The organism is Jannaschia faecimaris (assembly GCF_900107415.1).
GTDB classification, from domain to species: domain Bacteria; phylum Pseudomonadota; class Alphaproteobacteria; order Rhodobacterales; family Rhodobacteraceae; genus Jannaschia; species Jannaschia faecimaris.
This window is the reverse complement of record NZ_FNPX01000010.1, coordinates 100,699-125,714: the sequence shown is the minus strand read 5'-3', so window position 1 is coordinate 125,714 and position 25,016 is coordinate 100,699. Positions and strand designations below refer to the sequence as shown.

Here is a 25,016-nt window from a genome sequence, read left to right as displayed (position 1 = left end):
TCATCTTGCATCCTTGGCGAAGTACGCGGCTGCCTTTTTTAAGATATCGCGCCCCTCAGTCATCCGCGCCAGCTCGCGCTTGAGCCTCCGGTTCTCAGCCTCGTGGTCCACAGATGATGCCTGTGACGCGGCTTTCGCATACAACTTCATCCATTTGTAGAGCGAGTAAGTGCTGACGCCTAAGCGCTCTGAAACCTCACGAACGGCGTACCCCCGCACTGCAATCTGATGCACCGCATCACGCTTAAAATCTTCACTGAAATTTGGCTTCCCCATAACGGCCTCCTTGCCTCAAAATTAGGGAAGAAAGCGTCTACAATACTGGGGGCTATTCAGTGTTGCAAAAATTTCTTGACTGATTCATGTCGCGAACGAGCGTGGTAGCCGCGCGAAATGAGCAGGCCCCCACGCTATTGGACAACAAACCAGCCGGTCTTTGATGAGGCCCACAAGAGCCGTGGCTCGCTGACGATCTGGCTTTACCCAGAGTTGACCTGAGATGCCGTTTGGCAGGCGTGGCCGCCAGCGATCTTTCATCTATAGCGCCATCCAGCCAAGCCTGACGACGAAGGATGATGGGTGTCCCTTAACGCACGGAACCGAATCGAGATCGTGTTCGGGCACGTGAAAAACTGAAGATGCGAGGCGACACGCCATGACAGGTGTCCAAGGGTCTTCCATTCCGGCAGCGCACTCCCCGCAACGGTCATATTGTGGCTATGTGTCCTGCCCCCAAGTGTCGATAAGGAACCAAAAGAAGGCAGACTACCCAATTGGGCCTCTTTCCGAAACGAATACCGTAATCTCTAGACTTCGTTTAAGAAATGTGTCTTAAATTAGACCTGTTTAAGTTATTCTCAGAGCGGGGATTGGGCTCTTTCAAGGCAAGTAGATAGCCGATGTGATGGAATTTGGTATGTTATTGGAGTTTGGTATGTCAAAGAGTAGATTGTTTTTCGGGTCAGCTAGCGCATTGGGATTTGCGACAGTGGGCTTTTCGGCCGGCGCACAGGGTACGGAGCCCGTGAATCTCTGCGATATAAGAGAGTTGACGCCGCCGTTTGTCGAGCGGCTCCAGCGACGCAGCGATTACGATGACCTCTTCATCAGGATGGCTGAGGTCTGTCCGGAAGCCGCGTTGGCTCTCGGCGACATTGCGACGGCGGCGATTGGCCGGCCTGCGGTCAATGGTGCCATTGACGATGATGGAAATGTGGCCGGCAACTCCCCTGGCGGCAGCACGCCGGGGGGCTCGGGCGGCACGCCTGGGGGCTCGGGCGGCACGCCTGGGGGCTCGGGCAGCACGCCTGGGGGCTCGGGCGGCACGCCGGGGGGCTCGGGCAGCACGCCGGGGAACTCGGGCAGCGCACCGGGGAACTCGGGCAGCACGCCGGGGAACTCGGGCAGCGCACCGGGGAACTCGGGCAGCGCACCGGGGAACTCGGGCAGCACGCGAGGGAACAACGGCGGCGGGAATGGGCCAGAGGGCGGAAGCCCTGCGGCTAGCGATAACGCCAACCAAGATGAAGTCTAGGATGCATTTCCGCCATTGATTGGCGGGGCGCGGTCGGTGCCAAGACACGGTGCCGGCCTACCCCCCGCCAAGGATCACCGCTGACGATCGAGAGCTATCCGAGCCTCGACACGGCGATCCAAATGCTTCCAGCGTTCCTTGTCCTTTTATCGGGTCCGGCCCCCGAGTGCTGCAACCGCGCGGTCCGTGCTGAAGATTCCGCCCTCCATGACTGCGACCCAAGTCTGTTTGTTTTCTGGGTTCTGCATGCGAAGGAAGGAATAGCCAGTTCTGCTCCAAGGCTTGATCGAATTGGTCAGATTATCCAGCACGAGATCTTCGTTGTCGGTTCGGAGGATGAGAACGGCGTGAGCTGCGCGTCGGCGATCAAGAGCTGTGGCTATGAGCAAGCGCTCTGGCGCGATCCCGGCGCGGATGAGGTCCCGCTGCTTCAGCAGCGCGAGGTCTTCGCAATCACCCCCGCGCTCAGTTGGTAGCGCCCAGTGCTCCAGCCTGCTGTACTGGACTTGATCAGTGATCTCTCGCACGCGCCTGTTCACATTTTGATTAATCCGACGAGCGGTAGCTAGTTCAGCGGACGAAAACGCTGTTTGACTCGGGGAACTTTGGCAGGACCAGCCATAGGTCCAACAAAGGTCCGTCGCACCGGCAGGAGAGGCCACGATATATCGCGCGTTCAGGAAACCCTCGTTCGCCGCGTGGCCAATGGACGCAGTAGCGCCAGACCCGATCAGAGCAACCAACGCGATATTGATTGCGCGTCGTGCAATGACTGACCCGTCCTTACCCGACGACAGCAATTCACGGATCGACTTAGCCGAGCGGTGAATACAAAAGATCATAAGCCTAGTCCTAGGTTTCAGCAAAGTTTCGAAGACCCTCACACCCAAATTGGGGGACATTGTGGCAAAATAAGAAACACTGATCTAGAAAACGCCTAGGACGCTTCACATTGAAAGTCACTCTGACAGGATCCAACCTGACGTATCGGCCTTCATCCGCTCATTTGTGGTCAAGCCGGAAAAATTTCGCTGCTGAAACTTATCGGACCTCCGCAAGTTCCGCTCTTCGGACGGACGCTTATGAAGCCGTCCAATTTTTATGCCGATTGTGTCAGAGCAACTTGGCTTGAAGTAGCGTAGCGAATTTCCTACCAGACCCATTCGAAAGTCGTTCCCTCATCGTCTTCCAATGAACTGTCTAACCCCCAGCCCTCTTACCGTCTCTGCCGCACCAGGAGTGCACAATTGCTGCAACTTTGCGGGACAAAACCTGACTGAGCGGCAGCCCCTCGACGGTTGTTTATATCGTTCAATGCGCGACGCCGTACCACGACCCGAATCTCTGTTATGAATATATTTTTCCCGACGTCCGGGATGGCAGATGGACTGCATCAGTGATGATGGTCATCTCAGACGATCCGCAAAGCGGCACCAGCGGCCCGAAACCATTGGCTCTGTCCCTTAGGCAAAAACGGTCGCAAACTATGATGCCCGCAACTGACTGGCCCCGCATATATTGGCGGAGCCAGCCCCTGTCTTGGTTCCCTACTCAGCGATACCCGCCGCGACTATCAGCGGGGCCCAGACCTCGATCTGCTTGGCAACGAAGTCCGTATACTCCTGCGAATTCATGCCCCGATGCGTGATACCGAGTTCCGTCAGCCTCTCCTGAACCTCAGCGCTGGCGAAAACAGCCAGCACTGTCTCGTTAATCTGCTCGACCATGGCCGGATCCATTCCGGCCGGACCCGACAGGCCCACCCAGTTTTCGATCACGATGTCATAGCCCTGTTCCATGAATGTCGGCACATCTGGAAGCTGCGGATTGCGCTCGGGCGAAGCGATTGCGATGGCCACAGCTTCCTTGTCTTCGATCATGTCGCTGTTCTGGACGACCATATCGTAGAATGAGTCGAGGACCCCGGCCCGGAAATCCTGGATCGCAGGCGAGCTTCCCTGGTAAGGCACGTGGATCGACTCCACCTCCAGCGCGGCATCCACCGCCTCCCCGAGAATATGCGAGATCGATCCGACGCCGCTGGACCCATAGGTCATCGGCGTCTCCTTCACGACGGCGGTATATTCCTCCAGCGTGGTGATCCCCGACGACGGCTGCACGAAGAGCCCTGGCGCGGAGGCCCCGATGTAGGCGACATGCGTGGCCCCTTCGATCGGGTCGTAGGGGATGGATTTGAAGCGCGTGGGCGCGATCGTGTAGGGCGCATTGTTGGCCAGGATCAGGGTTGTCCCGTCCGGGGCCTGCTGTGAGACGTAGTCGGCGGCGACAGTGCCGGCGGCACCGGGTCGGTTGTCCACGACGGCCTTTTGACCGAAATCGGTGTCCAGATGCTGTGCCAGAAGCCGGGCGACAAGGTCGCTGGTTCCGCCGGGAGGGAAGGTCACGACGATGCGAACAGGCTCCTCGCTCCATGCGCCGGGTTCGGCAAATGCCCCGGTCGCGGCCAGAAGGGCACCGGCAGCCACGCCAGATGCCAGGATTGTGCTTCGGATCAGTTTCATGTGTTTGTTCCTTCCTGTTGGGTTTTCGTTTTGACGGTCTTTGCAAGACGACGCTTTCGCAGCGCCGAATATGTCGAGAAGACGAGGATCGCGGCGGTGACGGCCAGAAGCGTGGCGCTGATCGGACGTTCCAGGAACACCATCGGGTCGCCGCGCGAGAGCAGCATTGCCCGGCGCAACTGCTCTTCCATCAGGGGCCCCAGCACAAAGCCCAGAAGAAGCGGTGCCGGCTCGAATCGGAACAGCTTCATCAGATAGCCGATCGCGCCGATGATCAGGGTCAGCCACACGTCGAAGACATTGTTGTTCAGGCTGTACACACCGACGCAGATTAGAACGATGATGGTGGGGTACATATACTTGTACGGGATCTTCAGAAGCCGCACCCATATCCCGATCAACGGGATATTCAGTACGAGCAGCATCAGGTTGCCCACCAGAAAGCTGGCAACCAGACCCCAAAACAGGTCCGGCTCCTCGGTCAGCAGGCGCGGACCGGGTGTGATCCCATAGATCATCAGGGCACCGATCACGATGGCCATCGGCGGGCTTCCGGGTACACCCAGCGTGAGTGTGGGGATGAAGGCCGTCTGTGTCGCCGAGTTGTTCGCCGCTTCGGGTACCGCGACGCCCGGGACAACACCGGTTCCGAACTGATCTCGCATCTTGTTGACCCGTTTCTCCACCGCATAGGCGATGGCCGCAGCGATGGTCTGGCCGGTGCCGGGAAGCGCGCCGAAGAACGAGCCGATCGCGCCGCCGCGAAGGATCGGCGCGAACAGCGACTTCCACTCGGCCCAGGACGGATAGAAATCGTCGTAGTTAATAGTCTGGGTGGCCGAACCACCCTTGTTGGCGCGGATCGAGGCAATCACCTCGCTGACGCCAAACAGACCCATGGCGACGATCACGATATGGACGCCATCGCGCAACTCTGGGATGCCCATCGTATAGCGCAGGTCGCCCGTGGTCAGATCAATACCGATCGTGCCCAGCATCAGCCCGGTCACGACCATCGCGATACCCTTCAACGCACCACCGTTACTGACCGCTGATGCCGCCATGAGACCCAGAAGGATCACCGCGAAATAGTCCGCCGGACCGAACGACAGCGCAAGCTGCGCCAGCGAGGGCGACAGCACAGCCATCACGATCATGCCGATCATTCCACCTCCGAAAGATGCCGCCGCCGTCGAAAACAGGGCGACACCGGCACGGCCTTTCTTGGCCATGGGATGCCCTTCGATCGCTGTGATGGAAGCGGCCGGGGTGCCGGGTATGTTCATCAGGATCGAGGCGATGGACCCGCCGTATTCGGCCCCGTAATAGACACCCGCGATCATGACCAGCGCGCTTGTCGGCTCAAGATAAAAGGTCAGGGGCAGGATCATGGCGATCGCCGCCATTGAGCCGATGCCGGGCAGGACGCCGACGAAGGTGCCGACAAAAACTCCGATGAAGCAATACATCAGGTTCTGTGGCTCCATCACGACCAGAAGGCCGGAGTAGAAGCTGGAGAGGATATCCATTTCTAGATCCCGGCAAATGCTTTGAGGGGCAGGTTCAACAGCGTGATGAACAACCCCCAGCAGGCGAGCGCGACAGCGGCCCCGAGAACGACCTTGCCCATAAGCGACAAGCTGCGATCGGGGCTGCTTGCGACCAGAATGGTCAGGAATACGGCCGGCACCAACCCAAGGCGGTCGGCCGTGGACGCGAACACGGCAAGCGACGCGACGATGGCCCCGAGGCTTAGCCAGTCAGGTGCCTCTTCCAGCCCGCCCGCGCGCCATTCCTGAAGACAAATCGCAACCGCAAGGACAAACAGGATCAACCCCGTGATAAACGGGAATGCCCCCGTGCCCAGACGGAAGGGCGAACCAAGCCCCAGTTGCAGGCCGCCGATCATGAAGATGATGCTGGCTGCGACCAGGATGAGCCCCCCGATCTCACCGCCCCATTCCAGTGCGGATCCGTGCTCCGGGACGTCGCCATCGACTGGGGAATTGGGTTTGTCAGATGTCATGCTCGCCCTCCATCGGTTTTCGGGTCACGTCGACCATTTCATCGCATCCAAAGGCCAGCCGCACCCGTTCCAAGCTTACGATCGAGATCTGTTCGATGGCCCTTGCGATTTCCGTTGTTCGATCTTCGGCCAGCCGTCCCTCGAACTCGGCCAGGACGCTGTTGATGTCATGATGCCGAACCAGTGCGGTGATGAACGGAAACCCGAACCTCTCGCGATAGCGTTTGTTCAGATCGACCAGTCGGGCGCGATGCGTGTTTCCCTCATCGGTCAGATCAAGTCGCCCCTGCTCCGATTGTGACGCACCCGTCATCGACAGAGGGTTGTCCGGCGCAAGATCGGAATGCGCACGGAACAGGTCCAGGCTTTCGGCTTCGTCGAGTGCCAGCAATTCGCGTTGAATGGCTCGCTGCAGGCCATCAAGGTCGTTGAAAGGCCGGTGCCGGGCTACGCGCGCGGCGACATTGGGGGCGCGCTCGATCAGTGGTTCGAGGAACTCGGCCGCCTGTTCTTCGTTAATGGTATTGAGTTCGCCCAGCCTGGTCATCAGGATCCTCCGACACTGAACAAAGTGTAGAAAGGCCCTCCATTATCGTCTATAGAATTAACGGTACTTTTGCATTCTCTAAATTAGAATGATTTAGGCTGACCGGTACCGTCTGAGTGTAGAACTGCACAAACAGAAGACGCACTGCCGAGAATTCAACCGACGGTGACGGTCCGGCGCTCCAGAATATCCACGCATAGTGCGACTACTTGGCTGATAACCGTCGTGGCTGGCATTTGCAGATTCGAGATCACCGAAAACTTCTGCCTGAACACGTCCTCGTTGCTGATCGGAATGAACTTCAACCTACCGGATCGGATCTCGGGTTCCGCATCAAGCTCGGAGGTCACAGCCAGATACTGGCCCGAACCGACAAGCATCTTCATCAGCTGAATCGAGTTCACGACGACCGAATTCTTCGTGCGGTCAAAGATCCAGCTGTGACGCGCCTCAAGCAGTTTTCGAATGGCGAGCGAAGAGTCCTGAAACACGACGGGATACTCGATCAGGTCGCTCAGGCCAATATTTGGGCGCTGCGCGACCGCGTGCGACGGGGTAGCGATGCAGCCGAGCGGGAAATCGCGGGTCCAATGGAACCACAGGTTGTCATCCGGAGCCACGTTCACGACTGCGGCGATGTCCACGTCACCGTTCAGAACCTCTTTCACGGCGTTGTCCGGGCTGGTGATTTTGATGTCGACCTGAACACGCGGAAGGACGCGGGCGATCTCGGCCACCAGTTCGGGGACAAAGCCGTTGACCATGCCATCCATTGCGGCAAGCCGGATGTGCCCCTGTTCGACGCCACGCTCGGTCAGCATGGTCGACCAGAGGCGCGCGCTGTCCAGCCGCCAGTCGCGCGCAAGCTCCAGCAGCAGATAGCCCGTAGACGTAAGGGTCATGCCCTTGGCGTCCCTGTCGAACAACTGCTCGCCAAGCGAGTCCTCGATCGCCGTGATTTGCCTGTGAATCGCCGAAGCTGAAATGCCCAGTTCCCGCGAGGCCGCCTGGATCGAACCCAACTGCGCGACGTGCTCGAAGTACTGAAGGGACCGTGGAACAAGATGCAGAGCCATTGTCGCAGACCTCTTCTTGACCGTGCCAGACCGGGGATCGACACAAAACCAACCTCGACAGGCTATAAACACACTATTCTAAAAATTGGAACGCCTGCGGTCGAAGATCAGCATGTAAAATAACAGCCAGCCATGCGAAATATGACACGCCACAGCAAGGGGGCGCGCCAAGATGACAAAGACCGACACCGCTGGCGGGATCTCTATTCACGCCGTCGACATTTCCCGTGGCGTTCCCGCTGACGGCCTGGCTGTCAGGCTCTACCGCATCGAGAGCGACCGAATTCAAATCGCTGCGGGCACTTGTGGGGCAGCTGGGGCTTTGCAACACCCCGTTGCCGACGGTGCCGGGGTGACACGCGGCATCTACGAAGTCGAATTTGACGTCGCCCGTTACTATCGTGACGACGGCTTGTTATTGCCCGACCCGTCATTTCTGGAGACTGCCGTCTGCCGCTTCGGGATAGACAGGGTGACCGAGCACTTCCACTTGCCGTTTAAGTTCACGCCATGGGGGTTTTCATTGTTCCGTGGCGGAGCCTAAGCACAGAACCGGGGTGCCCGGCTGTTTCTGTCAACATCCGGTGCGGCCTAAGCTAATTTGAAAAGTCCCAAATCGTATGGAAATGACGGCAACACTTACCCCAATTCCGGTGCAACGACGGAGTCTCCCTAGGAGATTCGAGGAGGCTGACAGAGGCCCTGATAGATCAGCCAAACGTTAGCGAAATCCGGCGATTTGACTTACCCTTGTTCTCGATCTTGCCGACCACGACAGCCCCGATCTCCCCGGTATTGCGGACGTGAGTGCCGCCGCAGGGCTGCAGATCGATCGGCGCGTCGTCGGCTCCGATCCGCACCAGCCTGATGCGCCCAGCTCCGCGTGGCGGCTGAACCGAGAGTGTCTTGACCAGACCCGGATTGGCATCCAGCTCGGCTTCAGTGATCCACTCTTCGCTAACGGGATGGTTTGCAGCGATAAGGCTGCTCAGGCGCGCATGGATGAACTCCCGATCATGGGTGACTTCGGGCATGTCGAAATCCAACCGGGATTTGTCGGCCCCGATCTGCCCACCGGTCACTGGCAGCGGCACGACCACCGAAAGCAGGTGCAGCGCCGTGTGCATGCGCATGAAGCGGTTGCGACGGTCCCAATCGATCCGCATCTCGACGTCGGAACCCACAGGCGGCAGCGCCGCTTCTTCGGCCGGGACAAGAACCAGTTCCGCCCCCTCCCCCTTGACGCTGCCCGCGATTTCGCAAGAACCGCCGTCCCAAGAGATACGCCCGCTGTCGCCCGGCTGACCGCCGCCTTTCGCATAGAAGATCGACCGATCCAGCACGATACCGCCTTCGGGCGTCACCGCCATAACGCGGCCCGTCGTGGTCTTGAGGTACGGGTCCGTCAGGAACAAGGGTTCTGTCATGGGGCCTCGGGCGTGGGGGTCGGTGCCGTATCGGCGGGGCGGCCGTCGCGCAGGGTTTCGGGATTGCGCAGCCAGATATCGCGCTGAGCGAAGGGAATTTCCAGCCCCTCCTCGTGGAATCGCTCGGCGATGGCGTGGTTCAGCTCGGACGTGACGATGGGTTTGAACAAAATGTCGCGCAGGACGACGCGCACGGTGAAATTCAGACTGTCCGCCCCGAACCCGTCGAAAGTAACCAAGGGTGGCGGCTGCAGGATGACCATAGGATGCGTCTGGGCGACTTCCTGTAGGATCTTCTCAACCCGTCGTGTATCGGAGCCGTAAGCCACACCCACGGTCAGGACGACCCGGCCGGAGGAATTTGACAGGGTATAGTTCGTCACAACGCCCGAAATCAGGTCTGCGTTGGGCACTATGACATCCTGCCGATCGAACGTCTCGATCCGAGTGGAGCGGACGGAAATCTGGCGCACGAAACCCTCGACACCGCCCACGTTGACCCAATCGCCCAGCTTGATCGGGCGCTCCACCAGCAGGATGATCCCGGAAACGAAGTTCTGCACGATCGTTTGAAGACCGAAACCGATGCCAAGCGACAGGGCACCGGCGACGATGGCAAGACCGCTCAGGTCGATGCCCGCCGCCGTGATCGCGATCAGCGCGGCAAGGGTGATACCAATGTATCCGGTGCCCGACAGCACCGCGTTCGTGCCCCCGCTGTCCATCTTGGTCTTGGGCAGGATGTTGGTGCGCAACACGCCCTTCAGCAGGCGCACGGCCAGAAGTCCGATCATGAAGACCAGAGCGAAGGTCACAAAGTTCGAAGGCGAGATGTCGGTCCCGCCAATGGTGAAACCGCGCATGAAACGCGTCCACCACTCTGCCAGAGTTGACGGTCTTACGCCCCATATCAGCGCCAAAACCGGAAGGGATCCGAGCGCAAGGGCCAGCCCGACCAGTGTCGGGGTCAGCGCATCGCCGCCCGCGTCAGGACGGCGTGTGATCGCAGCATAGATATCGAAAACAAGGCCCTGCAGGATACCGATCAACATGATCAACGCAAGCGAAAGCACCGAGGGCCAAATGATCGCGCCGCCCAAATTGACATATCCGAAGGTCGCGATCAGCGGCGAGCAAACGCCAACCACCATCAACGCGCGCCCCAGCAGGCGCAGCACCTGCCCCCAGAGCCCGTCGCCTTCATCACCCTTGGACGCAATGCCTTCCGAGAGGAACAACTGCCCCAGCCGGACAAGATTGACGCCCGCAATGATCAGCAGGACAAAATGCGCAATGGCGCGACTGACCTCCGGTTCTGCCAGCGTCGGCGTGATGACCTCCACCGCAAAGGCACCCGCCAACAGGAGGCCCAGCGTCAGGGCATGCCATCGCGCCTCTGCGCGCCGGGCCGAGGCCACGGGGAGAAAAGCCTGCGCCGTCTCGCGTTTGGGCAGCGCCTGAAGCGCCAGCCAGCGGGCAAGCAGGATAATCAGGCCCATCAGCGGCAAAAGAGTCGTCGCCGCTTCGATGCGCACGCCCGACGCTCCCATAAGCTGCAACATTCGCGTCAACGCGACCAGCCCGAGGAGCGGCAGGATCAATCGTGCCAGCGAAATCAAAAGAAGCGTAACGCGCACCACGGCGCTTTCCGCTTCGTCACGGGCGATGCGATCACGCAGCCGGGCCAACCAGACTCCCGATCTCCAGAGCAGCAAGATAGCGGCGAACGCCAAAGCGCCAAGCTCCAAACCGCGCGCCTGCCAGACGGCACGATCCGTTGGAGTGGAGAACGGAGCATAAAGGTCCACGGCAAACCCGCCGATCCAGCCCCCGATCGCACCAAAGGCAACCGGCCAGTTGGCTGGATTGAGCGGAATCGGCCCCTTGCGCAGCACCTCCCGAGCCCGGTCTGCCTGGATCAGCCGGTCAACCGCAGAGATCAGGCCCTCTGCCTCGGTAAAGGCGGCCTGTGCAACGCGGCCCGGGGCCATCAGTGTCTCTAGCCGGTCGTTGAGTTGGTCTCGTCGGGCTGCAATGTCCGCCGGCTCGGTCGCGCCCTCGGCAGGGACCGGGCCAAGGGCTTCGATCTGTGCGCGCAACGTCGCGATGCGTGCGCTGTCAATGTCCGATGCCTCGTCGAACACGTTGCGCCAGCTGACAAGCTCCGCAAGCAGTTGCTCCAAGGCCCCGATCGAGGCTTGGCCCGATGCGATCGCGTCCTCAGCCCGCGACGAAAGTTTGCCCCAGTCGTCGGAAATTTCCAGCGTGCCGTCTTGGCGAAATACGATCCGGTCGTCCGGCGCGGCGTCCGGCCCCTGCGCCGCCGCGGGCAGCGCGCAGAGTACGCAAACCAGAAGGGAGGCGAGAAACCGGATCATACGAAGACTGTCGGCACCTCGCGCGACGGCTCGTCCAGCCAATGCGGCACCGGGAGTCCCTTGTCCTTCAGGAACGCCGGGTTCCAGAGCTTGGACTGGTAGCGCGAGCCGTAGTCGCACAGGATTGTAACAATCGTATGCCCCGGCCCCATGTGCTCGGCCATCTTGATCGCGCCGCCGATGTTCACGCCGGTCGAGCCGCCCATGCAAAGCCCCTCGAATTCAAGCAGGTCAAAAACGATCGGCAGGGCCTCCTCGTCCGGAACCTGGCAGACGAAATCGGGTGTGAACCCTTCCAGATTGGCGGTAATCCGCCCCTGCCCGATCCCTTCGGAGATGCTGCTGCCCTCGGACTTCAGCTCTCCGTGTTCGTAGAAATTGTAGAGCGCGGCCCCCATCGGATCGGCCAGCCCGACCTTCACGCCTCTTGGCTGCAACGCCATTCCAACACCCGCGACCGTGCCGCCAGACCCGGCAGCGCAGATGAAGCCATCGACCATGCCGTTGGTCTGGTCCCATACCTCGGGGCCTGTCGTCTCAAGGTGGGCCTGACGGTTCGCGGTGTTGTCGAACTGGTTGGCAAAAATCGCACCATTGGGTTCGGTCTGCGCCAGCTCCTCGGCCAGGCGGCGGGCATAGTGGATGTAGTTGTTCTGATCCTTGTAGGGTTTCGGTGGCACTTCCACCAAGGTCGCGCCCGCAAGGCGCAGCATGTCCTTCTTCTCCTGGCTCTGGCTGTCGGGAATGACGATAACGCATTTGAAGCCCATCGACGCTCCAACCAACGACAGGCCGATACCGGTGTTGCCCGCTGTGCCCTCGACGATGGTTCCACCGGGGCTGAGCGCGCCCGACGCAATCGCCGCCCGAATGATATAAAGCGCGGCACGGTCCTTGACCGATTGCCCCGGGTTCATGAATTCCGCCTTGCCCAATATCTCGCAACCCGTGGCGTCGCTGACGCGGTTCAGGCGGATCAGCGGCGTGTCTCCAATAGCTTCGGCAAGGTTCTGATAGGTCATCCTGGGCCTCCGGGCGCATGTCTCGTCCTGACCTAAACGCCGCGCGCGCGGGCTTCAACCGCGCAACCGGTCCCGATGCAGCGCCAGCCATTGCGCGGACACGATCAGCGGCGCATTCGCCGCCTCGCCCGAGGGGACCATCGCCAGCAGATCATCAAGGGACAGCAGATGCGCACGGATATCCTCGTCTTCGGTCAGCACGCCGTGCAGTCCGTCCGCCCCGTCAGGCAAATCGCAAATCGCAACGAAGGAATGCAAAATTTGCGCCAACCCGCCGGGACTTGGGTAATAACGCCCAACGAAATGAAGGTCTTTCGGGGCGACCTTCAGACCCGCCTCTTCCCATGTTTCGCGAATCGCGGCGCTTTCCGGCGTCTCGCCCGCGTCGATCAAACCAGCGACAGGTTCCAGCATCCAAGGCAAAGGGTCTCCCTTGGCCAGCGCACCCACGCGGATCTGTTCGACTAGCAGCACGCGGTCACGGCGCGGATCGTAGGGCAGCACGGTCGATGCGTCCGACACATGGCTGATCGCGCGCTTGACCGTACCGGACTGGCCCCCGTCAAAGCGCGGATGGTCGATGAACCACTCCTCGACCCGATGAAAGCCCTCGTAGACGTAGTCGACGCGCTTGACGTCCACTGCATCGGCCCGGGTCGTACAGCCCAGCGTTGTGGGTCGGTGCGTGTCCAACGCCGTGGCAATCCCCTGCGCGCGCGATTGGATGAAGCCGCGCCGGGCCGCGATCTCCTGCGGTGTAACCTTGCCCAACCCGCGCAAGACCTCAGCGGCTGCGATCCGCGTCCGCGCACCGTGTTTTGCGACCCAGTCGGTCAGCGACCAATCCTCGCCCGATCCGCCCGATCCGCCTGCTTCGCGGTAGACCAGCGCGGCGACCGGCCCCTCGGGCCCGTCAACGGTCACAGCCTCGGGCGCATAGCCGAAGGCCACTTCGTACCAATCCAGCCGGGCCTTGGCCTTCGGGCTGAGCGGTGCCGTCAGATACCCTTTTGCGGTACCGCCGGGCACCAGAACAGGCCAATCACCCGCCGCCGCGCGCTCCACCGACCAACCCGGAAGGACAGCACGCGAAACACCCACGTCCTCTCCCGCCACGTCGGCAAGGAGCGCGTCCCACAACAAAGTCCCAAACAGGAAGTATCGGCTCATTTCAGCTCCTCGGGAAATCGGAGATCGATCAGTTGATGCGCCGCCCGACCATGCCCGCAACAAGGCCGATTGCCGCCCCGCCGCCAAACAGCAACCCCAGTACGATCGGATTCCAGATCAGCTGCGCATCCTCGACAAAGAAACGCATCCACGCTGAAGCCGCGGTTCCGATGGCGGTGTATTTCCCGCCTAGAGATTCGGCGATCATTACGCCGAAGGAATGCAGAAGGAGCGCCATGACAAGCAGGATGAACGCTGCGGCAATCCCGCTGGTGATCACATTGGGGATGCTGTTGCCACGCCCGACCGGGCCGGTCGCCGTTTTGCCGATCGTCCGCCACCCGACGACCAACCCACCCGCGGCCAACAATTCGCGGAACAGCCCGACGCGGACGCCCTCCTCCAGAGTGTATCGGACGATCGCCTCGGCCACGAACCAACAAAGGGCCGCAAACAAGATGCCGGCAACGAGTTTCGCGGGTGTAGGCATCAGGCGGGTTTCCGGACCGTCATTTGAATCACATCACACATGCCATATTCGAACGCACCCGCACAGCCCGTCAGATACAGGTTCCACATCTTGCGGAACCGATCATCGAACCCAAGGGTCGAAACTTCGCTCCAGCGATCGTTGAACGTATTGAACCAGCGCCGCAGCGTGATCGAATAATCCTTGGCCAGCGTGATCGATCCAGCGTGTTCCAGCCCCGCACGGGCCAGTTGTTCATCGAGTTTCATCGGTGCCGGTAACATGCCGCCCGGAAAGATGTACTTCTGAATGAAATCCACCTGGTTGGAATAGGTCGCCCAGCGTTCGTTCGGCACGGTGATGATCTGCAGCGACGCCTGCCGACCGGGCCGCAGGCGGTCGCGCAAAGTGTCGAAATATGTTGGCCAGAACTTCTGGCCAACCGCCTCGAACATCTCGATTGAGGCGATGCCGTCATAGATACCGGTCTCGTCGCGGTAATCCTGCAATCTGAACTCTACCATTTCGGAAAGCCCAGCCTTTTCAATTCTTTTCTCGGCGTACTTCAACTGCTCCCGGCTGAGTGTCAAACATGTTACCCGCAGACCGCGTTCGGCGGCCGCGTATTCCGCGAACCCGCCCCAACCGCAGCCGATTTCAAGCACATGATCGCCGGGGGTCACGCCCATCCGGTCGATGATGGACTTGTACTTGGCGGTCTGCGCGGCCTCCAGGTCTTCTTGACCGGTTTCGAACACGCCCGCCGAATACGTCATCGTGCGGTCCAGCCACAGGGCATAGAAATCGTTGCCCAGGTCGTAATGTGCCTCGATGTTCTTCTTGGCCTGCTCTTTCGTGTTGCGTTGCAGCCAGAAGCGCAGCCTCTCGTAGGCCTGCACCCATTTCAGGCCGGGAAACTGCTGGATCAACATGTCCCCTTCCTTGTTGATGAAATCGAAAACGGCCTGAAGGTCGGGCGTCGTCCACGCCCCGTCCATATAGGACTCCATGAAACCGATGTCCCCTTCCCGGACCAGCCGGGTGAAAACTTCTTCGTTGGTACATATGATCTCGGCCACGGGCCCCGGCTCGGTCCCTTGATGACGGAAGCGGCGCCCGTCGCGCAACACGATGTCAATCCGACCCGAGCGGGTCTTCTCCGCCATCGCAAAGCATCGCCGGAAATAGCGCGGCAGATCCTTTTGCCCGTCGGTCGTCGTCAAAGCGTCCATTGGTCCCCCAAAATTTACCAATGATAACATCGCTTGAAATGTCTTCAAAGCAAGACCCTAGAGGCGGATTACCCTGTGTCGCGTTGCTTGTAGGCGTCCAACGCACGGGTCCGCCCCTCCGAAAGACCGACAATGGGCTGCAGGGGGCGTCCCGACGCGCGGCTCAACTCCCAGCTTTCGGGGATGGCTTCGTAGAATTCATCCGACTCCAGCCAACGTCGGCGGTAATGGCCCGCCTTGTCGAATTTCTCGGCCTGCGTCTCGGGGTTGAAGATGCGAAAGAATGGGCTCGCGTCGGGGCCGGACCCCGCAACCCACTGCCATCCCATCGCGTTCGACGCCGGGTCCCAATCGACCAGGATGTCCGCGAACCAGTCGCGGCCGACCTTCCAGTCGGTCATCAGGTGCTTGGTCAGATAGCTGCCCGCCAGCATGCGCGCACGATTATGCATCCGACCGGTAACATAGACCTCGCGCATGGCCGCATCCACGACATCAAGGCCGGTACAGCCGCGCCGCCAGGCCTCCGCATCGGCATTGTCACCGCGCCAGGGGAAGCCATCCCAATCGGATTTCCAGTTTTCCGTCATCAGTTCGGGCGTGTGGTAGGCAAGGTGATGGGCAAAGTCCCGCCAGACGATTTCCTTCAGGAACGTTTCGGCCCCCTGCTTGCCATCCTGCATCGCCCGTTGCCCGGCGTGCCAGCAGGTCCGCGCGCTGATCTCGCCATAGGTAAGATTTTCGCTGAGGCCGCTTGTTCCGTCGACGGCCAACTGGTCGCGGGCCTCGGCATAGGCGTCGATGCGGTGCGCGATGAAGGCCCCCAACCGGGCCTGTGCGGCCTGTTCACCGACGTGCACATGCCGCGCCACCACGTCTGCGCCGCGCCGCATTGCGCGGGCCAGGGCCCAGTCGGCCAACTCGTCCGTTCCGGGCCAGTCCGTCGGGGCCGAAAGCGTCGAGGGCGCGGTCAGGGGGGCAGCGACATCGCGGTCGCGCACGTTCTTCCAGAAAGGCGTGTACACCTTGTAGAAACCGCCGGTCCCCGTCTCGACCGTCCAAGGCTCGAACAGGACATGCGCGTGGAAGGATCGCGCCACGACCCCGCGATCGCGCAGCTCTTCCTTTACATGCGTATCGCGCGCCCGCTCGTCCGCGACATACAGACGGTTCCAGATGACCGTATCTGCCCCCGTCTCATCCACGAGAGATTGAAGCACTTCCAGTGCCTTGCCCCGCCGCAGGATCAACCGCGCGCCAATGCCCTCAAGAGCCTCGCCAAAGCTCTCCAGCCCAAGGCCCAGACGCCACGCCGGGGCCGCGCCCCATGTCTCGACCACCTCGTCCAGAATGAAAACCGGGATGACGGGACGCCCCGTTTGCGCCGCCCAGTCCAGCGCGGGGTTGTCAGTCAGGCGCAGATCGCGCCGCAGCCACAGAATGATCGGCTTCATCGCGTCCTCCCTCTCGGATGTTGAGATAGGACGGCCCCGCCCCAGACAAAACCGGGGGTCGGGGCCGCCTTCCTCTTTCCATAAATATCCCGGGGTCCGGGGCAGAGCCCCGACCGGTCGAGATCAGGCGTTCACGTCAACCACGACGCGACCGCGCACCTGCCCATTCAGGATGTCGGCCCCCAGCTTCGGCAGATCGGCCAAGGTCGCGGGAACGATCATCGCTTCCAGCTTGTCCATCGGCAGAACCTCGGCCAGCTTGGCCCAAGCGCGCACCCGGTTGTCATAGGGCTGCATCACGCTGTCGATGCCAAGCAGGTTCACACCGCGCAGAAGGAACGGAATGACCGTCGCGGGCAAGTTGGCCCCCCCGGCCAGTCCAACCGCCGCGACACTCGCGCCATACTCCATTTGGCCCAGAACACGCGCCAGCATCGCGCCGCCCACTGCATCGACGCACCCGCCCCAGGTCTCGCCCTCCAGGGGACGCTTGACGGTCTCGTTCAGTTCCTCTCGGGCGACGATTTGTGTCGCGCCCAGGGACTTGAGATAGTCGGCCTGTTCCGGTCGCCCCGTGACCGCAGCCACCTGGTGGCCCATCGCCGACAGCAAGGCAACCGCAACCGACCCGACACCGCCTGCCGCCCCGGTTACGAGCACCGGTCCGGCCTTGATCCCGTGATCAATCAGGGCCTGCACGGCCAGCATCGCGGTGAAACCGGCGGTGCCCACCGCCATCGCCTGTCGTGTGGTCAGCCCTGCGGGCAATGGCACCAGCCAGTCGGCCCTGACGCGCGCCTTCTGGGAATAGCCGCCCCAATGCGCCTCGCCCACGCGCCAGCCGGTCAAAACGACCTTGTCGCCGGGCTTGTAGCGGTCATCGATGGATGTTTCGACCGTACCCGCGAAATCGATTCCCGGAATATGGGGATACTTGCGCACCAACCCGCCACCCGGCCCGATGCACAGCCCGTCCTTGTAGTTCACGGTCGAGTACTCGACCGCGACCGTCACCTCGGCCTCGGGCAGATCGGCCAGCGTCAGGTCTGTGACCGCCGCTTGCGTGCCATCATCTTCCTTGTTGACGACCAGCGCCTTGAAAGTATCGCTCATCTCCAGAACCTTTCTCTTATTTCGGCCGTGATCTCGCTGTCCTGCGTCACACAGGTCAGCCGATCGCCGGGCCCCCAGTCCATGCCGACCATCCCGACGGCCACACCGCACTGGAATTCGTCCGACCAGGCGGCGGATCGCACGCGCCCCGCCTGAACATCGCCGTCCATCAGCGCCCACTCCCGATCGCAGACCGGCGGAGCCTCTGAGAGCTCGATAGCAACAATCTGACGCACCTGGGTATGCGCGCGCAAGGCCGCGCCACCGATGCAGTCGTACCGTTGCACGTAACGACCCAGACCCGCCTCGAATGGCGTGTCGGCGCGGTTCATGTCGTTGCCGTAGGACAGCATTCCGCCCTCGATCCGCTCGATCGCATTGGGACAGCCCGCGCGGATGTCATGTTGTTCGCCCGCCGCCCAAAGCCGGTCCCACAGCGGCATCGCAAGCCCCGCGTCGGGCACATATATCTCGAACCCGCCCTGCTTGGAGTAGCCAGAGCGTGCGACCAGAACCTCACCATCCCCGAACGGCAGCCACAGGAATCCGAAGAACGGAATCTCCCGAGTCTCCTCCCCAAAGACCTCCGCCGCCAGTTCGGTCGCCAGCGGCCCTTGAAGGCCCAATATCTGAACATCCGGCTCGGAGACGGAGACGTCGTATCCGCCCCCCATCGCAACCCCCTCGACCCAAAGGGCAAGGTCACTGTCGGCCAGCGATATCCACCACACGCCCGGACGCGGCTGCAACGCGACCGGGTCGTTCAACATGCCGCCGTTCACGTCGCAAATCGGGACATAGGCGCATTTGCCCGGCTTCACCCGCTCCAGGTCGCGCGGCGTCAGCCGCTGCATCAAGGCGTCAGCGTCGGGGCCCTCGATCCGGATCTGCCGCTCACAGGCGACATCCCAGATCTGCACGGCGGTCTTGAGATGACGGCAGTCCTCGGAAATACTGTCGAAAACCACCGGCAGCAGCGTCTTGTTATAGACCGTATAGGCGGACACGCCCGCCGCTTCGACCGCGTCGGACCACCAAGTCCGCCGCAACCGATTGGATGGAGCCAGGAGCTTCACCGGAGTCTACCGGGGAACGTCTGGGCCGGCCCAGTCGATCTGGCAGATCTCGGCGCTGCGGCCGTCGAAATCCCAGACGCGACCGAAGGCGCGGACGCGACCCTTGGTGGCGGTGGCCACGGTTATATCGCTGCCCATCCAGTATTCGGTATTGGTCGCGACGATATCCTTTTCAGGATCCTTGCCCTGAACCGGGACGACTTCACCCTGGATCTTCTTGCCAACCATCAAGCGGCGGGTCTTTCCCTCGTTCTCATAGGTGATCTTTGCGCGCTCGGCTCCCAGGAACTCGCTCACCAGCAGTTTGAACAGGCCCGTCGTTCCCTTGGCCCGGCCCGAGAATATCTCGATCAGGCCCAGGAAGGCTTCTTGGCTGGCGCGGTCATCAATGAAGGCCGCAGCCTTCCAGTTGCCGCGCGCCATCAACCCCGGAATTTCCAGCAGAAGGCCTACGTTCAGGCCCGACAGGTCGGTGTCGCCATAGTGCCCGGTGTCGATGCGGATGCCCGACCACGCCTGGCAATAGCCTTCGGTGGGAGCGTGCTTGCCCAAGGAGACGACGCAGGGACAGAACACCGTGCAGTTGCAATTAAGGATCAACTCACCCTTGATCGCCCAGGGCGTCTTCGGCCCCGATAGGGCGGGCGACATTCGATTGGACACGACCGGCGCGGCAATTTTCTGGTTCATATCGTTCCTCCAATCAAATAGCCCGCGCCCACAAGGCAGCCGAGGCCGATCGCGTTGGGCACCAGCGCCCCCCGCGAGAGTTTCTCAAGTGTCATAAGTATCGTGGCCAGCGCCATGAAGCCCAAGCTCATCGTGCCGCCGATCAGCCCAAGCGCCATCAACGCCCAGCAGCAGCCCAGGCACACCGCACCAAGGCGAAGGCCCATGCGCCAGGGCCCCTCGGCCCAGTGACCCATGAAAAAGGTGAGCGGCTGGCGGCACTTCGACAGGCAGGCGTCCTTCAGCGCGCTGAACTGGTACGCGCCCGCAAGGATAAGCAGCGCGGCGGCGAACCACGGCCCATCGATCTGGCCCAAGTCCGCGACCGACAGTTGAACCAGCGCCGCAACGACGGAAAAGCCGATCCAGACGGTCACGTATCCCGACACCAGCCGCGCGCCCCCGCCCGTGCCTTGACTGTCGGCGATCTGGTCGTGGGTCGCGAAGGCCGGGATCGCAGTGGGCAGCATCATCGCCGCCGACATGATCAGCCACATCGCCAGCGCACCACCCACTCCAAGTGCATCGACCGGCAGTCGGCAAATATCGCGCAGCGCCGTTGCTACACCCGCGTCGGTCGACATCGCAAAAACCGCCACCCAGCACGCGATCAGCCCAATATAAAGCGCCAGCCAGTGCGGCCCACCCATGCGAGAGAGATTCTTCACAAGTCAGCCCTCCCCTGCCGCTTGATCGGTTGTGATTCCTCCGACATAAATGTCAGACAATCAAATGTCAGACAATTGGAATTCGCCCAATGGCGCAACGTCAACCTCTATCTACCTCCATCTCCGACAGGATCGCCGCGCGCATCGCAGCGGGCGACCTGATGGCAGGGGACAGGCTGCCGTCCGAAACCGACCTGGCCGAGCAATTCGACTGCTCCCGCGCGACAGTCCGCGAGGCGTTGAAACGTCTGGCCGCGCGCAACCTGATCCGGACGGCGCGGGGGGCCGCAGGCGGCGCGTTCGTGAACGATCTGACCTATGCGGCAGCGCTGGACGCCCATGTCGCGACGTCCACCCTTTTGCTGTCGATGAATGCCGTCGACTTCCAGACCGCGGCAGAGGCGCGCTTCGCACTGGAACGGGCCTGCGCCAATCTAGCCGTGGCCAATCACGAAGCAACGGACCTCAAGACACTCAAGGCCGCGATCCGCCGCCTATCCGAGCCGATCACCGACGAGGAGTTCTGCGCCGCCGATGTCGCCTTTCATCGCACGCTTGTCGATGCGGCGCGCAACCCCGTCCTGTCTTACCAGCTGGCCGGGGCCGTGGAGGCCATGCAGCCGCTGATGAACATGCTAACCTATGCCGAGCGGGACCGCGAAACGATCCTCACGCTGTACCGTCGTGTCGCAAATGCCCTCAAGGCGCGCGATGCAGGCGAAATCCGTCAGATACTGTCCGAATTGGAGGCACTCATGCTCGCCCTGTTCAAGGCTGGCCAATCGCGGCGCAACGCCCGCTAGACATTTCCCGCGACAAACCGCAGGTTCCGGAAAACACCAACGGGAGACCGCAATGACATTCCGCCTGAGCTTACTGGCCACATCCGCCCTCGCCCTGCCCGCCGCAGCGCAGGACCTGACCGTCTTCGACTACTCCGGCTTCGAAGACCCCGCCTTTCACGCCACCTACGTCGAAAAGCATGGTACCAGCCCGGACTTCGCCTTCTTCGGAGACGAAGAGGAGGCGTTTCAGAAGCTCTCCTCGGGTTACAATGAACCCGGCGTGACCCACATTTGCGCGGGCTCGGCCACCAAGTTCATCGAATCCGGCCTCGTGGAGCCATGGGATCTGTCGCGCATCGAGAACTGGGACAACCTGAGCCAGGACCTGACAGGGCAGGACATCAATTCCACCGAAGCGAACGTCTATTTCGTGCCCGTCGACTATGGCTCGACAGCGATCGCCTATAACACCGACGAAGTTCCGGCCGAGGCCGTGGCAACCCTCGACGTATTCCTGAACCCTGAATTCCAAGGTCGCATGTCGTTGCCCGACAACGTCGATGACGCCTATGCGCTGGCCTATCTGGCAACCGGCACAACCGACTGGTCCGCCGCCACCGACGCCCAGTTCGAGGCCGCAAATGAATGGCTGCGCGCCGCTCACCAGAACCTCCGCACCTACTGGACCGACCCTGCGGAACTGTCACAGCTTCTGTCCTCGGGCGAGGTGCTGGTCAGTTGGGCCTGGAACGAAACCCTGCCTACCATGGTCGACGAGGGGTTCCCCATCGGCTTCCAGCGCGAAGCGACCGAAGGCTCCTCTCTCTGGCTTTGCGGATACGTCAACATGAAGGAGACCACCTCGGACGAGGATCTGGCCTATGACTTCCTGAACGCCATGCTGGATGAAAGCGCGACCGTGCCTCTGCTGGATGCGGGCTACGGCCAGTCGAACCTGGCGGCGATGGAGGGCCAAGGCGAAGAGGCGCTGGTCGCCGCGGGTCTGGGTACGATCGACGCCCCTGTTCTGGCCCAGTTGCCGATGGACGGCCAACTGCGCCAACGGCAGGCCGAGACGTTCGAGCGGATCAAGGCCGGGTTCTGAGGTGCCATTAATTTGACAGTACAACGCCCCCGCCGGCAGAGGTCGGCGGGGATAAGGGGCTTAGACCAATGAAATACTCCGCTAATGCCTACCCCGGTGAGACCGCAACAAAGTGGGGCATCTTGGATCTGGCGCACGATTACTACAATTGTGCGATCCACCTTTTCAAATACTCCGAGAATTATTCCGGGCACGGCATGCAGGGTCCGGCACGTCTGTGCGCTATCCATTCTCTTGAGCTGTATCTGAACGCATTTTTGCGGCACGGGGGGTGCTATCCGCCAGTCAAATTCGCGCCCGACAACATGATCTAAATCATCCCGAGTTTGGCACCAAGCTTCGGCTTGGGCGCAAGACAATGGCGCATCTTGGCGACTTGCTGATGCGTAGAGAATAGCTCGTGGCAAGATACGCGCCAGACATTTTCGCCGAGCGATCGCAGGTGAACCGGATGCTTTCCACCTTGGGCGAAGTGATGATGAAGGCACCGAAATACATCGCCCCCCCCACGATCAGGTGCGATCAGACTGATGTCGCCCCTTGATTCAAGGCTACCTGCCATTTATGTTCTACCTGTTCGTTTCGGCGGACTATGGCAATAAACGCGCTCGTAATAAGCGGTTCGGACCCGGGGGCGGTACCCGGCGACTCCACCAACATCCTTATTGGGGGATCATGGGGTCGAAACAGGATCGACGGACGTCTAAAGGGGTAATGCTTTTGCCCGGTGAGTTACCACCGTTATCGGTACAAAATGTACAGTTGCCAATAACAACAGTGCTCCGGTCGCCGTCGCAGCGTAAGCTGCGCCGAGATCGAAACTTAAGTCCTTGCGCCTAGCAGTGTAAGGCGGGGTTCGCAGGCACCTGGCAACAGAAGCCTGCACTTTATTCTTCCAAGAAAATTGTTATCTTACGCGGTGATGCGCCGTCGAAACCCGCAGTCAGCAGGGAGTGCGCGCGCCAACAGACGCCACCTACCTGCTCGGCAATTCGGACAGCCAAGTTGGCCGCGCCGTCAAACGGGCGCATTGCCCCCGACATTGGTTCTCCCGTCCGGGGCAGAGGTCACGGCAATGAAACCTCGCGAACGTAGAATGGGATGGACAAGACCGCCATCAGTGTCTCATTTCCGTCAAATATGTCAGCGAGTTCCGGAATACTGGATCGAACAAATATATTGCCGTCAAGTTGCCGCTCGAGGGCAACACTCATGACGAGATCGGCCAGTTGATCGTAGCGATATATCCGGTGGAAATCCGGATCGACCGCTGAATACGGTCTCGCCTCGGCACTGGACCAACTTGGTCGGCCACTGCGATACGATAGAATGAGACTGAGTTCGCCGCCCGTTTCAGGATCGACCCGCCAAGTTTCCCGATGTGTTCGGGCACTGCCGATCGGAGCGACCGATGTCTTCACCCTGCCGATACTTGCCGCAACACCGTTGCCATAGCTGCTGGCAACCGGAGGCGTTTCGTAGACACGCAGCACGAACATATGCGCACCATCCTCGCCGGGTTTGACACCATGGGCGAGAATGGCGACCGAGCGGGTCTCATATGGCTCGAGGGGCTGGTTCTCGGGGTCGAGCGCAAGATGGCGGTCGATGAACGCCACAAGCAAGTTGGAGCCGGCAAGTGGCCCTTTGGGAAGCGTGATCACACGCCATCCGTCGGGAAGCATTGCCTCGATCGCATCGTCGTTCGCTTTGAATGCCAAAACCACGCGGCTGTCGATATTCGACCCGACGTTGGTTTCCGCCGCTGCTGGGAATGAAGCGATCGAAACGAGCGCCAGAAAAACTGCAAACCATATGATCGAGAAGATCTTTCTCATTTTTGTCCACCCTCCCTCGAACGTCCGGATGATCGAGATCCAGACCAATAATCCTAGTGAACGCTGGCCTCGGCTCGTTGACGTGGATCAAAGGGTTCGTGGCTTGTATTCTCGCACATTCGGCACACATCAAGGCCAGGTTCCCAAACGAAATCCCCCATGAACTTCCGCACTGCGCCATTCCGCGGTCGCCCAAACAATCCGCCGATCCTCCCCTTGCCGACCTTCGCGACCTCTGTTCTAATTTAACCCTTAGACGGCCCCCGGAGGGATCATGACCGACACCGACGCGACAGCGACAATCGACTACGGCTCGCTCATGCACGATGCCATGCGCGGGCTGATCCGGCGGGTGCTGGAGGACGTGGCCCAGAAAGGCTTGCCCGGCGACCACCACTTCTTCATCTCGTTCGACACGAACTATCCAGGCGTCGAAATCGCGCCTTGGCTGCACGAACGCTACCCCGAAGACATGACCATCGTGCTCCAGCACTGGTTTGACGGGCTGGACGTGCGCGATGACGGATTCTCGGTCACTCTCAATTTCGGCGAAAGCCAAGAGCCGCTGATCGTGCCTTGGGCCGCGATGAAGACCTTCGTCGACCCCTCGGTCGAATTCGGTTTCCGATTCGAGAGCCACGACGAAGATGAGGATCGCGATCCAATCGAGGAAGCGCCCTTTGCCGACATCAAGGAGGAGGACGAGGAGAAGCCCCCCCGCAAGGACGCCGAAGTCGTCAGCTTGGACAAGTTTCGCAAGTAAATCGGCAAATCTTTCCATTGCCGGGACGTGCCCGGTGATGGACGGCCCGGCGCAGGGCGGCTAAACCATGCCCGACATTTGA

At 61.0% G+C, this 25,016-nt stretch carries 22 protein-coding genes, 1 other RNA gene and 1 pseudogene; 5 read left to right on the top strand and 19 right to left on the bottom strand.

The genetic code is table 11. The annotated features are described in order from the left end of the window. The 7 genes and pseudogenes from BLV27_RS12115 to BLV27_RS12080 all read right to left on the bottom strand — a co-directional run. A pseudogene (locus tag BLV27_RS12115) lies at positions 1-276 on the bottom strand (transposase); the annotation flags it as partial. A gap of 1,404 nt (positions 277-1,680) precedes the next feature. Beyond that, on the bottom strand, positions 1,681-2,376 hold the full coding sequence (locus tag BLV27_RS12105) for a transglutaminase-like cysteine peptidase (RefSeq protein ID WP_170831438.1): 696 nt from the start codon (positions 2,374-2,376) through the stop codon (positions 1,681-1,683). Positions 2,377-3,081: 705 nt separating this feature from the next. Then, positions 3,082-4,056, bottom strand: coding sequence for a Bug family tripartite tricarboxylate transporter substrate binding protein (locus tag BLV27_RS12100; protein WP_092646317.1), 975 nt, complete (start codon positions 4,054-4,056; stop codon positions 3,082-3,084). After that, positions 4,053-5,585, bottom strand: a complete 1,533-nt coding sequence (locus tag BLV27_RS12095; RefSeq protein WP_092646315.1) for a tripartite tricarboxylate transporter permease — start codon at positions 5,583-5,585, stop codon at positions 4,053-4,055. Before BLV27_RS12095 ends, BLV27_RS12100 begins: the two co-directional genes overlap by 4 nt. 2 nt (positions 5,586-5,587) lie before the next feature. Then, complete coding sequence (locus BLV27_RS12090; protein ID WP_092646313.1) at positions 5,588-6,082, bottom strand: tripartite tricarboxylate transporter TctB family protein; 495 nt, start codon at positions 6,080-6,082, stop codon at positions 5,588-5,590. Further along, positions 6,072-6,629, bottom strand: coding sequence for a 2-oxo-4-hydroxy-4-carboxy-5-ureidoimidazoline decarboxylase (gene uraD, locus BLV27_RS12085; protein ID WP_092646311.1), 558 nt, complete (start codon positions 6,627-6,629; stop codon positions 6,072-6,074). Before uraD ends, BLV27_RS12090 begins: the two co-directional genes overlap by 11 nt. A gap of 155 nt (positions 6,630-6,784) precedes the next feature. Further along, positions 6,785-7,705 carry a LysR family transcriptional regulator gene (locus tag BLV27_RS12080; RefSeq protein ID WP_092646309.1) on the bottom strand — a complete coding sequence of 307 codons (921 nt, stop codon included), beginning with the start codon at positions 7,703-7,705 and terminating at the stop codon, positions 6,785-6,787. Positions 7,706-7,877: 172 nt separating this feature from the next. Between BLV27_RS12080 and BLV27_RS12075 the strand changes: the two genes are divergently transcribed. After that, complete coding sequence (locus tag BLV27_RS12075) at positions 7,878-8,249, top strand: hydroxyisourate hydrolase (RefSeq protein WP_092646307.1); 372 nt, start codon at positions 7,878-7,880, stop codon at positions 8,247-8,249. Between the two features lie 166 nt (positions 8,250-8,415). Here the strand turns inward: BLV27_RS12075 and BLV27_RS12070 are convergent, their stop codons facing one another. From BLV27_RS12070 to BLV27_RS12020, 11 genes are all read right to left on the bottom strand, one after another. Continuing rightward, positions 8,416-9,132 carry an alanyl-tRNA editing protein gene (locus BLV27_RS12070; RefSeq protein ID WP_092646305.1) on the bottom strand — a complete coding sequence of 239 codons (717 nt, stop codon included), beginning with the start codon at positions 9,130-9,132 and terminating at the stop codon, positions 8,416-8,418. Next, on the bottom strand, positions 9,129-11,510 hold the full coding sequence (locus BLV27_RS12065) for a DUF3772 domain-containing protein (protein ID WP_092646303.1): 2,382 nt from the start codon (positions 11,508-11,510) through the stop codon (positions 9,129-9,131). Before BLV27_RS12065 ends, BLV27_RS12070 begins: the two co-directional genes overlap by 4 nt. Next, the gene (locus BLV27_RS12060) at positions 11,507-12,532 is read right to left on the bottom strand and encodes a cysteine synthase A (protein WP_092646301.1); all 1,026 of its coding nucleotides are present in this window, start codon (positions 12,530-12,532) and stop codon (positions 11,507-11,509) included. Before BLV27_RS12060 ends, BLV27_RS12065 begins: the two co-directional genes overlap by 4 nt. Before the next feature lie 54 nt (positions 12,533-12,586). Next, positions 12,587-13,702 carry an NUDIX domain-containing protein gene (locus tag BLV27_RS12055; RefSeq protein WP_092646299.1) on the bottom strand — a complete coding sequence of 372 codons (1,116 nt, stop codon included), beginning with the start codon at positions 13,700-13,702 and terminating at the stop codon, positions 12,587-12,589. Between the two features lie 28 nt (positions 13,703-13,730). After that, positions 13,731-14,192 carry a TrgA family protein gene (locus tag BLV27_RS12050; RefSeq protein WP_092646297.1) on the bottom strand — a complete coding sequence of 154 codons (462 nt, stop codon included), beginning with the start codon at positions 14,190-14,192 and terminating at the stop codon, positions 13,731-13,733. Then, the gene (locus BLV27_RS12045; protein ID WP_092646295.1) at positions 14,192-15,403 is read right to left on the bottom strand and encodes an SAM-dependent methyltransferase; all 1,212 of its coding nucleotides are present in this window, start codon (positions 15,401-15,403) and stop codon (positions 14,192-14,194) included. Before BLV27_RS12045 ends, BLV27_RS12050 begins: the two co-directional genes overlap by 1 nt. Positions 15,404-15,471: 68 nt before the next feature. Then, entirely contained in the window at positions 15,472-16,857 is a 1,386-nt protein-coding gene (locus BLV27_RS12040; RefSeq protein ID WP_092646293.1) for a cryptochrome/photolyase family protein, read from the bottom strand. 123 nt (positions 16,858-16,980) lie between these two features. Further along, positions 16,981-17,970 carry an acryloyl-CoA reductase gene (gene acuI, locus BLV27_RS12035; RefSeq protein WP_092646290.1) on the bottom strand — a complete coding sequence of 330 codons (990 nt, stop codon included), beginning with the start codon at positions 17,968-17,970 and terminating at the stop codon, positions 16,981-16,983. Next, positions 17,967-19,046, bottom strand: coding sequence for a dimethylsulfoniopropionate demethylase (locus BLV27_RS12030; protein ID WP_092646288.1), 1,080 nt, complete (start codon positions 19,044-19,046; stop codon positions 17,967-17,969). The genes acuI and BLV27_RS12030 overlap by 4 nt, the downstream gene beginning before the upstream one ends. Positions 19,047-19,052: 6 nt before the next feature. Beyond that, positions 19,053-19,697: a DUF1326 domain-containing protein gene (locus BLV27_RS12025; protein ID WP_092646335.1), complete on the bottom strand. Its 645-nt coding sequence runs from the start codon at positions 19,695-19,697 to the stop codon at positions 19,053-19,055. Between the two features lie 35 nt (positions 19,698-19,732). Then, complete coding sequence (locus BLV27_RS12020; RefSeq protein ID WP_244504640.1) at positions 19,733-20,443, bottom strand: DUF2182 domain-containing protein; 711 nt, start codon at positions 20,441-20,443, stop codon at positions 19,733-19,735. 89 nt (positions 20,444-20,532) lie between these two features. On the opposite strand from BLV27_RS12020, the gene BLV27_RS12015 reads away from it, so the two are divergent. The 3 genes from BLV27_RS12015 (at position 20,533) to ssrA (ending at position 23,220) form a co-directional block, all read left to right on the top strand. After that, positions 20,533-21,246 carry a FadR/GntR family transcriptional regulator gene (locus BLV27_RS12015; protein WP_092646284.1) on the top strand — a complete coding sequence of 238 codons (714 nt, stop codon included), beginning with the start codon at positions 20,533-20,535 and terminating at the stop codon, positions 21,244-21,246. A gap of 52 nt (positions 21,247-21,298) precedes the next feature. Next, positions 21,299-22,333, top strand: coding sequence for an ABC transporter substrate-binding protein (locus tag BLV27_RS12010; RefSeq protein WP_092646282.1), 1,035 nt, complete (start codon positions 21,299-21,301; stop codon positions 22,331-22,333). Between the two features lie 536 nt (positions 22,334-22,869). Beyond that, positions 22,870-23,220: a transfer-messenger RNA gene (gene ssrA, locus BLV27_RS12000) on the top strand. Positions 23,221-23,400: 180 nt separating this feature from the next. On the opposite strand, the gene BLV27_RS11995 is transcribed toward ssrA, so the two are convergent. Continuing rightward, positions 23,401-24,171, bottom strand: coding sequence for a hypothetical protein (locus tag BLV27_RS11995; protein WP_092646278.1), 771 nt, complete (start codon positions 24,169-24,171; stop codon positions 23,401-23,403). A gap of 274 nt (positions 24,172-24,445) precedes the next feature. Here BLV27_RS11995 and BLV27_RS11990 point away from each other — a divergent pair, with 274 nt between their 5' ends. Beyond that, positions 24,446-24,934 (top strand): SspB family protein, encoded by a 489-nt coding sequence (locus tag BLV27_RS11990; protein ID WP_092646276.1) that lies wholly within the window; start codon positions 24,446-24,448, stop codon positions 24,932-24,934. The last annotated feature ends 82 nt before the right edge of the window (positions 24,935-25,016 follow it).